The following is a 12,042-nucleotide window of genomic DNA, read 5'->3' as shown; positions in this document are numbered from 1 at the left end:
CCTCTCCCCAAAGGGGAGAGGGGATGGTAAGCTGCCCCCCGCAATTTCAGAGCCTAATGAAATGGGGCAGCATGCTTAACATCGTCTTATTCGAACCAGAAATTCCGCCTAATACCGGCAATATTATCCGCCTGTGCGCCAACACCGGTTTTCGTCTGCACATCATCGAGCCGATGGGCTTTACGTGGGACGACAAGCGTCTGCGCCGCGCCGGGTTGGATTATCATGAATTTACCGCCGTGATCCGCCATAAGGATCAGGCCGCATTTATGGAAGCGGAAAAGCCGGAACGGATCTTTGCCCTGACCACTAAAGGCACGCCTGCCCACAGCGCGGTTAGCTATCAGGAAGGCGACTATCTGCTGTTTGGCCCGGAAACGCGCGGCCTGCCGGCCACCATTCTTGATGCCCTGCCCGCTGAACAAAAAATCCGCATTCCGATGATGCCGGACAGCCGCAGCATGAACCTGTCGAACGCGGTGTCGGTGGTGGTGTATGAGGCCTGGCGCCAGCTGGGATACCCTGGCGCCATTCTCAGAAGTTAAATCCCGTCGCCATACTCAAAGGTATGGTGGATGCCGTTGAAGAACTGATCCATATCCATCGCCGGTTTATCGCTGTCCGGCTTGCCGACGATACGCGCCGGAACGCCTGCGGCGGTGGTATGCGGGGGCACAGGTTGCAGCACGACTGAACCGGCGCCAATCTTCGCGCCGCGTCCCACTTCGATATTGCCGAGGATCTTCGCGCCTGCGCCAATCATCACCCCTTCACGAATTTTCGGGTGACGGTCGCCGCTGGTTTTCCCGGTCCCGCCGAGGGTTACGGACTGCAGGATCGAGACGTCGTTTTCAATCACCGCCGTTTCACCCACTACAATACCGGTCGCGTGGTCGAGCATGATGCCACGACCAATTTTTGCCGCCGGGTGGATATCCACCTGGAAGGTTACGGAAACCTGGTTTTGCAGGAAGATGGCCAGCGCGCGGCGGCCTTCGTTCCACAGCCAGTGGCCGATACGGTAGGACTGCAGGGCGTGGAAACCTTTCAGATAGAGCAGCGGCGTGGAGTATTTATCCACCGCCGGGTCGCGGTTGCGAACCGCCTGAATGTCACACGCGGCGGAGGCGATCATCTCCGGGTCGGCCGCATAGGCCTCTTCTACCACTTCGCGAATGGCGATAGCGGGCATGATCGGTGAAGCCAGTTTATTGGCGAGCATATAGCTCAGGGCGCTGCCGAGGTTTTCGTGCTTGAGTAGCGTCGCGTGGTAGAAGCTGGCCAGCATAGGCTCACAGTCAGCCAGAGCCCGGGCTTCGGCTTTAATATTGTTCCAGACGATATCCAGTTCTTCACACGGCATTGCTTACTCCAGACGTAATGATAATGACCGGCCAGTTCTTTGCCGGCCGGGTCATTCAGGTGACAACGCTTTCCTGCAGTTAACTGCTGCTACGCTCGTCCTTGCGTGCACGACCTAATAAGGTCAATGCTGCCTCGCGCGCATTTTTTCCGCAATACAATACCTGATAAATTTCCTCGGTTATTGGCATTTCGACACCAAAACGGTGTGCCAGCTCGCGGACTTCTTTGGTATTGCGGTAGCCTTCCACCACCTGGCCGATCTTCTCCTGCGCGCCGATCACGTCCATGCCCTGGCCAAGCATCATGCCGAAACGACGGTTACGGGACTGGTTGTCGGTACAGGTCAGCACCAGATCGCCTAACCCTGCCATCCCCATAAAGGTGGCTGGATCGGCACCGAGCGCCGCGCCAAGGCGGGACATTTCAGTCAGCCCGCGGGTGATCAGGGCGGTACGCGCGTTCGCGCCAAAGCCGATGCCGTCGGACATGCCCGCACCGATAGCGATCACGTTCTTCACCGCGCCGCCCAGCTGGACGCCGATAAAATCGGGGTTGCTGTAGACGCGGAAGCTTTTACCGCAGTGCAGCAGCTGCTGCAGATCGTCAGCGAAGGTCTCGTCGGTGGACGCCAGCGAGATAGCCGTTGGCAGCCCTGCCGCCAGCTCTTTCGCAAAGGTCGGCCCGGAGATCACCGCCAGCGGAATAGCATCCCCCAGCGCTTCACGGGCGACATCCTGCAGCAGGCGGCCGGTCTCGGCTTCCAGCCCTTTGGTCGCCCAGACCACGCGGGCATCATCACGCATCAACGGTTTAATCTGACGCAGCACTTCGCCAAAGACATGGCTGGGCACCACGATCAGAATATTACGGCTGGCGGCAAGCGCAGTCGCAAGGTCGCTTTCAAGATGCAGTGAGTCAGGGAAAGGCACATCGGGGAGAAACGCAACGTTGCAGCGATCGGCTTCTAACGTCGCGATATGTTCAGGATTGTGGCCCCAGAGAACCACTTCGTGACCATTTCTTGCCAGGGTGATAGCAAGAGCGGTGCCGTAAGAGCCGGCACCGATCACAGTCATTGACGCATTGACAGTACTCATCAGGCATCCTGATGTTGGTCAGTACCTTCGCCAGCTTGCTGCTGCAGATAGTTCATAAACAGCGCATCGAAGTTCACCGGCGCAAGGTTCAGTTGCGGGAACGTACCGCGGGAAACCAGGCTGGTGATGCATTCACGGGCATACGGGAACAGGATGTTCGGGCAGTATGCGCCCAGGCAATGCGCCATCTGATTACCTTCGATGCCGCCGATGGAGAAGATGCCGCCCTGCTGTACTTCACACAGGAATGCAGTCTCTTCGCCCAGAGAGGCGGTTACGGTAACACGCAGCACGACTTCATACACATCTTCCGCCAGCTGGGTGGAAGCGGTATCCAGATCAAGTTTAACCTCTGGCTGCCAGTCTTTCTGGAAAACGTGCGGCGCATTAGGTGCTTCGTAGGAGACATCTTTGGTGTAGATGCGCTGGATCTGGAAAGTCATTTCGGTATTGTTTTGTTCTGACATGGAAAAACCCTTTTTAATTGTCCTAAAACGCCTTAGCGCAGCAGGGGATCAAGTCCACCACGCGCATCAAGCGCATACAAGTCATCACAGCCACCAATGTGCTGCGCATCGATAAAAATCTGCGGAACCGTCGTACGGCCACTACGTTTAATCATCTCTTCACGCTTTGCAGCATCGCCATCAATAGGTAACTCCTGAAAAGCAACGCCTTTGCTGTCCAGCAGCGCTTTTGCACGATGGCAGAACGGGCAGGTCGCTTTGGTGTAGATCTCGATATTGGCCATGACTCAACTCCTGTTTATTTACCGCGAACCAGAGGCAGATTCTCGCCGCTCCAGCCAGAGATGCCGTCTTTCAGGACAGTGACGTTAGCAAAGCCTGCTTTGACGAGGTTATTTGCCGGCTCCTGAGCCTGCATACCGGTGCCATCAACGACAATAACGGGTTTATCTTTATGCTTTTCCAGTTCGCCAAGGTTATTGGCTTTGATTTCGGTCGGCAGCAGGTTAATGGCGCCTGCAATGTGACCTTTACGGAAATCGTCGCGCTGACGCAGATCGACAACGACGGCCTCTTCTTTATTGATGAGGCGCGTTGCTTCGCCGCGGTTGATCACCTTCACTTTCGAAGTGAGGCCTTTAAAAGTGGTGAACAGTACTGCTGCCAGTAGACCAATCCACGCGATACAAAGTATGGGGTGGCGGCTGACAAATTGCATAATTTCTTGCATGGGGGGTAACGACTCCCGACTGAGTGAATAAAAAACCAGGACAGGAGTATACCTGTGCGTTGTGGCAAATACAGCCAGCGACAATAAGCTAATCCATTTTCTGCGTACTGCCACGAAAAAAAAGACCAAAATTCCCCTATCCTTACCCTTGGCCCGGCGGTTTCTTTGATCTTCTGCGGCTATTTGATCGATTCAGCTGTAGTAAAATTACGCAAATTTTTTGTCTTTTGAGCAAAGAGGTTGTCGCAATGTCGGTTTCTAAAAAACCTATGGTACTGATGATTCTGGACGGCTATGGCTATCGCGAAGATCAGCAGGATAACGCCATTTTCAACGCTAAAACCCCGGTCATGGATGCGCTGTGGGCAAAACGTCCACATACGCTGATCGATGCTTCCGGCCTGGAAGTGGGTCTGCCGGATCGCCAGATGGGCAACTCCGAAGTTGGACACGTCAACCTGGGCGCGGGCCGCATTGTTTATCAGGATCTGACCCGTCTGGATGTTGAAATTAAAGAACGTACCTTCTTTGCTAACCCGGTCCTGACCGGCGCGGTTGAGAAAGCGGCGGCAGCGGGCAAAGCCGTACATATTATGGGCCTGCTCTCTGCGGGCGGCGTTCACAGCCACGAAGATCACATCATGGCGATGGTGGAGCTGGCTGCGGAAAAAGGGGCGGACAAAATCTATCTGCACGCCTTCCTCGATGGCCGCGATACCCCGCCGCGCAGCGCTGAATCTTCCCTGAAAGCTTTTGAAGAGAAGTTTGCCGCCCTGGGCAAAGGCCGCGTGGCCTCCATCATTGGCCGCTACTACGCCATGGACCGCGACAACCGTTGGGATCGCGTTGAGCAGGCCTACAACCTGCTGGTTGAAGCCAAAGGCGAGTTCCAGGCAGACACCGCCGTTGCCGCGCTGGAAGCCGCTTACGCCCGCGATGAAAACGACGAATTCGTGAAAGCGACCGTCATCCGTGCTGAAGGCCAGGCCGATGCCGCGATGGAAGATGGCGATGCGCTGATCTTCATGAACTTCCGCGCCGACCGCGCCCGCGAAATTACCCGCGCCTTCGTGAATGCCGACTTCGACGGCTTCGCCCGTAAAAAAGAGGTTAAGCTCGGCGATTTCGTGATGCTGACCGAATACGCGGCCGACATCAAAGCGCCATGCGCCTATCCGCCGTCTTCCCTGGCGAACACCTTCGGCGAGTGGATGGCGAAGCACGACAAGACCCAGCTGCGCATCTCCGAAACCGAGAAATATGCTCACGTTACCTTCTTCTTTAACGGCGGCGTTGAAGAGTCGTTCAAAGGCGAAGATCGCATTCTGATCAACTCGCCGAAAGTGGCGACCTACGATCTGCAGCCAGAGATGAGCTCTGCCGAGCTGACCGAGAAGCTGATCGCGGCTATCGAAAGCGGCAAATATGACACCATCATCTGTAACTACCCGAACGGCGACATGGTTGGCCACACCGGTGTGATGGAAGCGGCAATCAAAGCCATTGAAGCGCTGGACGAGTGCATTGCGAAGGTGACCAAAGCAGTAGAAGCGGCGGACGGCCAGATGCTGATCACCGCCGACCACGGAAACGCCGAACAGATGCGCGACCCGGCCACCGGCCAGGCGCACACCGCGCATACTAACCTGCCGGTCCCAATGATTTATGTCGGTGATAAATCAGTCAAAGCAGTGGATGGCGGTAAGCTTTCGGACGTTGCCCCGACCATGCTGGCCCTGATGGGCATGGAAATCCCGCAAGAGATGACTGGTAAGCCGCTGTTCATCGTGGAATAATCCCTCCCCATGAGGGGAAAGGCGATTGTTTCAATCACATGGGTCGTGAAGCCGTTACGGTTATCAGTCAGGCCTTTACTGTACGCCAGCGCACTCAGCGCTGGCGTATTGTTGTGCGCTGCATCTGCCCAGGCAGATGAGCGCGATCAGCTCAAAACCATTCAGGCCGATATCGCCGCCAAAGAGCGCGCGGTACGCCAGCAGCAGCAGCAGCGCTCCTCCCTGCTTGCGCAGCTTAAAAAGCAGGAAGAGGCCATCTCCGCGGCCGCGCGTCAGCTGCGTGAAACCCAGAACACCCTCGCCCAGTTGAATAAACAAATAGACGAGATGAATGCGTCTATCGCCAAACTTGAGCGCCAGCGTGCGGCTCAGGAGCGCAGCCTTGCCGCCCAGTTAGACGCGGCCTTTCGCCAGGGTGAACACACCGGCGTTCAGCTGATCCTCAGCGGCGAAGAGAGCCAGCGCGGTCAGCGCCTGCAGGCCTATTTCGGCTATCTCAACCAGTCCCGCCAGGAGACCATCGCCCAGCTAAAGCAGACGCGGGAAGAGGTCACCACGCAAAAAGCAGAGCTGGAAGAGAAGCAGAGCCAGCAGCAAACTCTGCTTTACGATCAGCAGGCCCAGCAGGCCAAACTCGAGCAGGCGCGCAACGAGCGTAAGAAAACCCTTGCCGGGCTGGAGTCCTCCATTCAGGAAGGCCAGAGCCAGCTGAGCGAAATGCGCGCTAACGAATCCAAGCTGCGCAACAGCATCGCCCGCGCGGCAGCGGCCGCCAAAGCGCGCGCCGAGAAAGAGGCCCGCGAGGCGCAGGCCGTGCGCGACAAGCAGCAGGAAGCCTCCCGCAAAGGCACTACCTATAAACCCACCGAAAACGAACGCTCGCTGATGTCCCGCACCGGCGGTCTGGGCTCTCCGCGTGGTCAGGCCTACTGGCCGGTACGGGGCTCAATTCTGCATCGCTATGGCGAACAGCTGCAGGGTGAGCTACGTTGGAAGGGGATTGTAATCGGCGCATCGGAAGGCAGCGAAGTGAAAGCTATCGCCGATGGCCGGGTGATCCTCGCCGACTGGCTGCAGGGTTACGGCCTGGTGGTCGTGGTTGAGCACGGTAAAGGCGACATGAGTCTTTACGGCTACAACCAGAGCGCGCTGGTCAGCGTTGGTACCCAGGTGCGGGCCGGTCAGGCTATCGCCCTTGTGGGCAGCAGTGGCGGTCAGGGCCGCCCGTCACTCTATTTCGAAATTCGTCGCCAGGGTCAGGCGGTCAATCCACAGCCGTGGTTGGGAAGATAAGTTTTGCTTCAATTTCGTCGTATGGTTTTTCCCCTCGTCAGCGCACTGGCGCTGGCGATGCCGGTTTACGCAGGTAAACTCGCTATCGTTATTGATGACTTCGGTTATCGTCCACACACAGAAAATCAGGTCCTGGCGATGCCGTCCGCCGTCTCTGTCGCCGTCCTGCCAAACGCGCCTCACGCGCATGAAATGGCCACCAAAGCCCATAACAGCGGGCATGAAGTGTTGATCCATCTGCCGATGGCGCCGCTCAGTAAACAGCCGCTGGAAAAAGACACGCTGCGCCCGGAGATGAGCAGCGACGAGATCGACCGCATCATCCGCGAGGCGTACAACAAAGTGCCTTACGCGGTGGGGTTGAACAACCACATGGGCAGCGCCATGACCTCCAGCCTGTTTGGCATGCAGAAGGTGATGCAATCCCTGGCGCGCTATAACCTCTACTTTCTGGACAGCATGACCATCGGCAACAGCCAGGCGATGCGCGCTGCCCAGGGCACCGGCGTGAAGGTGATTAAGCGCAAAGTGTTCCTCGATGACACGCAGAACGAAGCCGATATCCGCTTCCAGTTTAACCGCGCCGTGCAGGTAGCCCGTCGCTCAGGTTCGGCTATCGCTATTGGTCACCCGCATCCGTCCACCGTTCGCGTATTGCAGCAGATGCTGCCATCCCTGTCTGCGGATATCACCCTGGTTCCGGCGAGCAGCCTGCTCAACGAGCCGCAGGTGGATACCTCCCGGCCGGTCAGCCCGCCGCCCGCCGGCGCTGCGCCTGGCACAAAACCGCGTAACCCTTTCCGTGGCGTGACGCTTTGCGCACCTAAACAGCCGCCGGAGCCGGTCTACGTCACCCGCTACTTCTCGGTGATTGGTGAAAGCATCAGCCAGAGCACGCTGGTGAAATATGTTCAGTTGCAGTGGCAGGGATGGGGTAAGAAAAGTTAATCCCAGCTCAGGCGGGATGGCTTACTCAATGACGTGGGAGTCCGCGTGCTTTTTTTTGCTCGCGGACGCTTTTTGTTCCTTGTGCTGATACCAGGCTTTGAAGTATTTCAGAAAGCTGTAAAAGGTGGCGTAAAGACCGGTCACCACGCCGACTCTCCCCTGGCGCCACGCGCCGCTGAACAGATACCACTTGAAGAACGCGCCGATGGCGCTGATTGCACCGCGCGCAATCGACGGCCTGATGGTCTGGTACTTCACCAGGCGAGTGGTGTAGCTGTTGAGCTTGTTGAACACTTCATGAAGAGAATAGAAGGTATCATGGCGCACGCGACCCGGGATTTTTACCGACTGGATCGCCCCTTCCACTTTGTCATCCACTGGACGCTGATTGAAGCGTGCCTGGGTGCGGTTAAACAGCCGTACCGGGAAGTCAGGTGAAGAGATGGGATAAATAGTGCGTACCTCTTCCCCCAGCACGTGCCAGTAGCGGGAGATGCGCCACGCCAGCTGCGGATGAGGTTCCTCGCCTGCCTTCAGTTGCAGGATGAAATCCACGGTTTTCGCATCCAGAATCTCATCGCTGTCCATGCATAACACCCAGTCGTTGCTCGCCAGATCGATGGCGTGATTCATCTGTACGCCATGCATGGCATAAGGGTGATGATGGGTGCTGATGCCGTACTCCTGGCAAATGGCTAACGTGCCGTCGTGACTGCCGGAGTCGAGGACAACGATCTCATCGGCGACCACCATCAACGGAGGTAACACCTCTCGCAGCAGTCGCGCTGAGTTACAGGTCAATAAACAAACGGTGAGCTTGAACATAGGCGCTGTAAAGTTGAGTAAACTTCCAAAGACTCTATAAGCGCAGGGGGAAAAAAGCGAAGAAAAGTTGGTGGCATTCCGGTTGTGGACTAAAAAACGTGAGGCCAGCGAAAAAAAAGCGCCCGCAGGCGCTTTTTACTTAATTCCAGCTCAGGATAACTTTCCCTGACTGGCCTGAACGCATCGCGTCAAAGCCCTGCTGGAACTCATCGATGGAGAAGCGATGAGTAATGATTGGGGAGAGATCCAGACCAGACTGGATCAGCGCCGCCATCTTGTACCAGGTTTCGAACATCTCGCGGCCGTAAATACCCTTGATGAACAGCCCCTTGAAGATAACTTTGTTCCAGTCGATGGACATATCCGACGGTGGAATACCTAACATTGCAATACGTCCGCCGTGGTTCATGGTGTCGAGCATAGTGCGGAACGCCGGCGGCGCACCTGACATCTCCAGACCGACGTCAAAGCCCTCGGTCATGCCCAGCTCTTCCATCACGTCGTTCAGGTTCTCTTTAGAGACGTCCACCGCACGGGTAACGCCCATTTTGCGCGCCAGCGACAGACGGTATTCGTTCACATCGGTGATCACCACGTTACGCGCACCGACGTGTTTCGCCACGGCAGCCGCCATGATGCCGATTGGGCCTGCACCGGAAACCAGTACGTCTTCGCCCACCAGGTCGAACGACAGCGCGGTGTGCACCGCATTACCAAACGGGTCGAAGATGGAGGCCAGATCGTCAGAGATGTTGTCCGGGATTTTGAAGGCGTTGAACGCCGGGATCACCAGGTATTCTGCGAAGCAGCCCGGGCGGTTAACGCCCACGCCGACGGTGTTGCGGCACAGGTGGGTGCGTCCGCCGCGGCAGTTACGGCAGTGGCCGCAGGTGATATGGCCTTCGCCGGAGACGCGATCGCCAATTTTAAAGCCTTTCACTTCCTGACCGATGCCAACCACTTCGCCGACGTATTCGTGACCGACCACCATCGGGACTGGAATGGTTTTCTGCGACCACTGGTCCCAGTTGTAGATATGTACGTCAGTACCGCAGATGGCGGTTTTACGAATTTTAATCAGCAGATCGTTATGACCGACTTCCGGCTCCGGAACGTCGGTCATCCAGATGCCTTCTTCCGCTTTCAGTTTGGATAACGCTTTCATCACACGTCCTCAGGCAATCACGCCCAGTTGTTTGCCGATGCGGGTAAAGGCTTCCACCGCACGCTCAATTTGTTCAGGGGAATGCGCCGCAGACATCTGGGTGCGGATACGCGCCTGACCTTTTGGCACCACCGGGAAGAAGAAACCGGTGACGTAAATACCCTCTTTCTGCAGTTCGCGGGCGAAGTTCTGCGCCACCACGGCGTCACCCAGCATGACCGGGATAATGGCGTGATCGGCACCGGCCAGCGTAAAGCCTGCGGCGGTCATTTTTTCGCGGAACAGACGGGCGTTGGCCCACAGTTTGTCGCGCAGATCGGCACCCGATTCCACCATCTCCAGCACTTTAATGGAGGCGGAAACGATGGCCGGGGCCAGGGAGTTGGAGAAGAGATACGGACGGGAACGCTGACGCAGCCACTCCACCACCTCTTTGCGCGCCGCGGTATAGCCGCCAGACGCGCCGCCGAGGGCTTTCCCCAGGGTGCCGGTGATGATGTCCACGCGGCCCATCACGTCGCAGTATTCGTGGGATCCACGGCCGTTTTCGCCGACAAAGCCGACGGCGTGGGAGTCATCGACCATCACCAGCGCATCGTATTTGTCTGCCAGGTCGCAAACGCCTTTCAGGTTGGCGATCACGCCGTCCATGGAGAACACGCCGTCGGTGGCGATCAGCACGTGACGCGCACCGGCTTCACGGGCCTCTTTCAGACGCGCTTCCAGCTCAACCATGTCGTTATTGGCGTAGCGGAAACGCTTCGCTTTACACAGACGCACGCCGTCGATGATCGACGCGTGGTTCAGGGCATCGGAAATAATCGCATCTTCCGCGCCGAGCAGGGTTTCGAACAGACCGCCGTTGGCATCAAAGCAGGACGAGTACAGAATGGCGTCTTCCATCCCGAGGAAGGCGGCCAGCTTGCTCTCCAGCGCCTTGTGGCTGTCCTGGGTACCGCAGATGAAACGCACGGAGGCCATGCCAAAACCGTGGGTGTCCATGCCCGCTTTCGCAGCGGCAATCAGCTCAGGGTGATTCGCAAGACCCAGGTAGTTGTTGGCGCAGAAGTTAATCACCTGGCTGCCGTCGGCAACGGTGATATCCGCCTGCTGAGCGGAAGTAATGATTCGCTCTTCTTTGAACAACCCTTCCGCCCGCGCGGTTTCCAGGTCACTGGTTAACTGTTTGTAAAAATCACCACGCATTGCAATTCTCCAGACTCAACAAATTTTGGCACATATTACCCAAAGCTATACGTTGATACGAGATGACGCTTTAACTGTTATCGTTTTTGCAGCATAAATCACGTGTACCCCTGCGCTAAGTCGGTGAATGGCTGAAGGGTGGTCATACTAATGATATGATATGAATATTAGTGCCCGGGATTGTCCCCGGGCTCCACACTTCAAAGGTTACAGTTATGATCATCGTTACCGGCGGCGCGGGCTTTATCGGCAGCAACATTATCAAGGCCCTCAATGACAAAGGCATCACCGACATTCTGGTGGTGGACAACCTGAAAGACGGCACCAAGTTCGTAAACCTGGTGGATCTGAACATTGCCGACTACATGGATAAAGAAGACTTTCTGATCCAGATTATGGCGGGTGAAGAGTTCGGCGATATCGACGCAATCTTCCATGAAGGTGCTTGCTCCTCCACCACCGAGTGGGACGGCAAGTATATGATGGACAACAACTACCAGTACTCTAAAGAGATCCTGCACTACTGCCTGGAGCGTGAAATTCCGTTCCTGTACGCCTCTTCTGCGGCGACCTACGGCGGACGCACCTCCGACTTCATCGAATCCCGCGAATACGAGCAGCCGCTGAACGTTTATGGCTACTCCAAGTTCCTGTTCGACGAATACGTGCGCCAGGTGCTGCCAGAAGCGAACTCCCAGATTGTCGGCTTCCGCTACTTCAACGTCTACGGACCGCGCGAAGGCCACAAAGGCAGCATGGCGAGCGTGGCCTTCCACCTCAATACCCAGCTGAACAATGGCGAAACCCCGAAACTGTTCGAAGGCAGCGATGGCTTCAAGCGTGACTTCGTCTACGTGGGTGACGTGGCGGCAGTTAACCTGTGGTTCTGGGAAAACGGCGTTTCCGGCATTTTCAACCTGGGGACCGGTCGCGCAGAGTCCTTCCAGGCGGTAGCTGACGCAACCCTGGCGTACCACCAGAAAGGCAGCATTGAGTACATCCCGTTCCCGGATAAGCTGAAAGGCCGCTATCAGGCATTTACTCAGGCAGATCTGACCAACCTGCGCGCTGCGGGCTATGACAAGCCGTTCAAGACCGTTGCCGAAGGGGTAACGGAATATATGGCCTGGCTGAACCGCAAGGCGTAAGA

General features: G+C 56.8%; 13 protein-coding genes. 5 read left to right on the top strand and 8 right to left on the bottom strand.

All coding sequences use genetic code 11. The annotated features are described in order from the left end of the window. Positions 1 to 71 precede the first annotated feature (71 nt). Entirely contained in the window at positions 72 to 545 is a 474-nt protein-coding gene (gene trmL, locus FFB58_RS20200; RefSeq protein WP_039030210.1) for a tRNA (uridine(34)/cytosine(34)/5-carboxymethylaminomethyluridine(34)-2'-O)-methyltransferase TrmL, read from the top strand. On the opposite strand, the gene cysE is transcribed toward trmL, so the two are convergent. The 5 genes from cysE to FFB58_RS20175 all read right to left on the bottom strand — a co-directional run bounded on the left by cysE (position 542) and on the right by FFB58_RS20175 (position 3,659). After that, positions 542 to 1,363, bottom strand: a complete 822-nt coding sequence (gene cysE, locus FFB58_RS20195; protein ID WP_039030144.1) for a serine O-acetyltransferase — start codon at positions 1,361 to 1,363, stop codon at positions 542 to 544. The genes trmL and cysE overlap by 4 nt on opposite strands. Positions 1,364 to 1,442: 79 nt before the next feature. Further along, positions 1,443 to 2,462, bottom strand: a complete 1,020-nt coding sequence (gpsA, locus tag FFB58_RS20190) for an NAD(P)H-dependent glycerol-3-phosphate dehydrogenase (RefSeq protein WP_039030145.1) — start codon at positions 2,460 to 2,462, stop codon at positions 1,443 to 1,445. Next, the gene (secB, locus tag FFB58_RS20185) at positions 2,462 to 2,929 is read right to left on the bottom strand and encodes a protein-export chaperone SecB (protein ID WP_039030146.1); all 468 of its coding nucleotides are present in this window, start codon (positions 2,927 to 2,929) and stop codon (positions 2,462 to 2,464) included. The genes gpsA and secB overlap by 1 nt, the downstream gene beginning before the upstream one ends. Before the next feature lie 32 nt (positions 2,930 to 2,961). Next, positions 2,962 to 3,213, bottom strand: coding sequence for a glutaredoxin 3 (grxC, locus tag FFB58_RS20180; RefSeq protein WP_032615744.1), 252 nt, complete (start codon positions 3,211 to 3,213; stop codon positions 2,962 to 2,964). A gap of 14 nt (positions 3,214 to 3,227) precedes the next feature. Then, the gene (locus FFB58_RS20175) at positions 3,228 to 3,659 is read right to left on the bottom strand and encodes a rhodanese-like domain-containing protein (RefSeq protein WP_039030147.1); all 432 of its coding nucleotides are present in this window, start codon (positions 3,657 to 3,659) and stop codon (positions 3,228 to 3,230) included. 248 nt (positions 3,660 to 3,907) lie between these two features. Between FFB58_RS20175 and gpmM the strand changes: the two genes are divergently transcribed. Genes gpmM through FFB58_RS20160 form a run of 3 tightly spaced genes read left to right on the top strand, consistent with a single transcriptional unit; the run spans position 3,908 to position 7,696 of the window. Beyond that, positions 3,908 to 5,455 carry a 2,3-bisphosphoglycerate-independent phosphoglycerate mutase gene (gene gpmM / locus FFB58_RS20170; RefSeq protein ID WP_138370832.1) on the top strand — a complete coding sequence of 516 codons (1,548 nt, stop codon included), beginning with the start codon at positions 3,908 to 3,910 and terminating at the stop codon, positions 5,453 to 5,455. Positions 5,456 to 5,488: 33 nt separating this feature from the next. Next, a complete protein-coding gene (gene envC, locus FFB58_RS20165) occupies positions 5,489 to 6,748 on the top strand; it encodes a murein hydrolase activator EnvC (RefSeq protein ID WP_286172805.1) in 1,260 nt (419 codons plus the stop codon). 3 nt (positions 6,749 to 6,751) lie between these two features. After that, complete coding sequence (locus tag FFB58_RS20160; protein WP_138370830.1) at positions 6,752 to 7,696, top strand: divergent polysaccharide deacetylase family protein; 945 nt, start codon at positions 6,752 to 6,754, stop codon at positions 7,694 to 7,696. 21 nt (positions 7,697 to 7,717) lie between these two features. Here the strand turns inward: FFB58_RS20160 and FFB58_RS20155 are convergent, their stop codons facing one another. The 3 genes from FFB58_RS20155 to kbl all read right to left on the bottom strand — a co-directional run bounded on the left by FFB58_RS20155 (position 7,718) and on the right by kbl (position 10,892). Beyond that, a complete protein-coding gene (locus tag FFB58_RS20155; RefSeq protein ID WP_138370829.1) occupies positions 7,718 to 8,521 on the bottom strand; it encodes a glycosyltransferase family 2 protein in 804 nt (267 codons plus the stop codon). 139 nt (positions 8,522 to 8,660) lie between these two features. After that, entirely contained in the window at positions 8,661 to 9,686 is a 1,026-nt protein-coding gene (tdh, locus tag FFB58_RS20150) for an L-threonine 3-dehydrogenase (protein WP_039030152.1), read from the bottom strand. A gap of 9 nt (positions 9,687 to 9,695) precedes the next feature. Further along, complete coding sequence (kbl, locus tag FFB58_RS20145) at positions 9,696 to 10,892, bottom strand: glycine C-acetyltransferase (protein ID WP_039030153.1); 1,197 nt, start codon at positions 10,890 to 10,892, stop codon at positions 9,696 to 9,698. Positions 10,893 to 11,107: 215 nt separating this feature from the next. Here kbl and rfaD point away from each other — a divergent pair, with 215 nt between their 5' ends. Then, a complete protein-coding gene (gene rfaD, locus FFB58_RS20140) occupies positions 11,108 to 12,040 on the top strand; it encodes an ADP-glyceromanno-heptose 6-epimerase (protein WP_039030154.1) in 933 nt (310 codons plus the stop codon). Positions 12,041 to 12,042: the final 2 nt, after the last annotated feature.

Origin of the sequence: Enterobacter sp. MF024 (assembly GCF_005843915.1) — a bacterium.
GTDB classification, from domain to species: Bacteria; Pseudomonadota; Gammaproteobacteria; order Enterobacterales; family Enterobacteriaceae; genus Enterobacter; species Enterobacter barmai.
This window is presented reverse-complemented; position numbering and strand designations above follow the sequence as displayed.

What these genes read in the sequence shown, in the direction of transcription:
- FFB58_RS20155 (WP_138370829.1), bottom strand. Translation starts at nt 8,521, where the DNA reads ATGTTCAAGCTCACCGTTTGTTTATTGACCTGTAACTCAGCGCGACTG.
- gpsA (WP_039030145.1), bottom strand. Translation starts at nt 2,462, where the DNA reads ATGAGTACTGTCAATGCGTCAATGACTGTGATCGGTGCCGGCTCTTAC.
- FFB58_RS20175 (WP_039030147.1), bottom strand. Translation starts at nt 3,659, where the DNA reads ATGCAAGAAATTATGCAATTTGTCAGCCGCCACCCCATACTTTGTATC.
- trmL (WP_039030210.1), top strand. Translation starts at nt 72, where the DNA reads ATGCTTAACATCGTCTTATTCGAACCAGAAATTCCGCCTAATACCGGC.
- cysE (WP_039030144.1), bottom strand. Translation starts at nt 1,363, where the DNA reads ATGCCGTGTGAAGAACTGGATATCGTCTGGAACAATATTAAAGCCGAA.
- gpmM (WP_138370832.1), top strand. Translation starts at nt 3,908, where the DNA reads ATGTCGGTTTCTAAAAAACCTATGGTACTGATGATTCTGGACGGCTAT.
- rfaD (WP_039030154.1), top strand. Translation starts at nt 11,108, where the DNA reads ATGATCATCGTTACCGGCGGCGCGGGCTTTATCGGCAGCAACATTATC.
- tdh (WP_039030152.1), bottom strand. Translation starts at nt 9,686, where the DNA reads ATGAAAGCGTTATCCAAACTGAAAGCGGAAGAAGGCATCTGGATGACC.
- secB (WP_039030146.1), bottom strand. Translation starts at nt 2,929, where the DNA reads ATGTCAGAACAAAACAATACCGAAATGACTTTCCAGATCCAGCGCATC.
- grxC (WP_032615744.1), bottom strand. Translation starts at nt 3,213, where the DNA reads ATGGCCAATATCGAGATCTACACCAAAGCGACCTGCCCGTTCTGCCAT.
- kbl (WP_039030153.1), bottom strand. Translation starts at nt 10,892, where the DNA reads ATGCGTGGTGATTTTTACAAACAGTTAACCAGTGACCTGGAAACCGCG.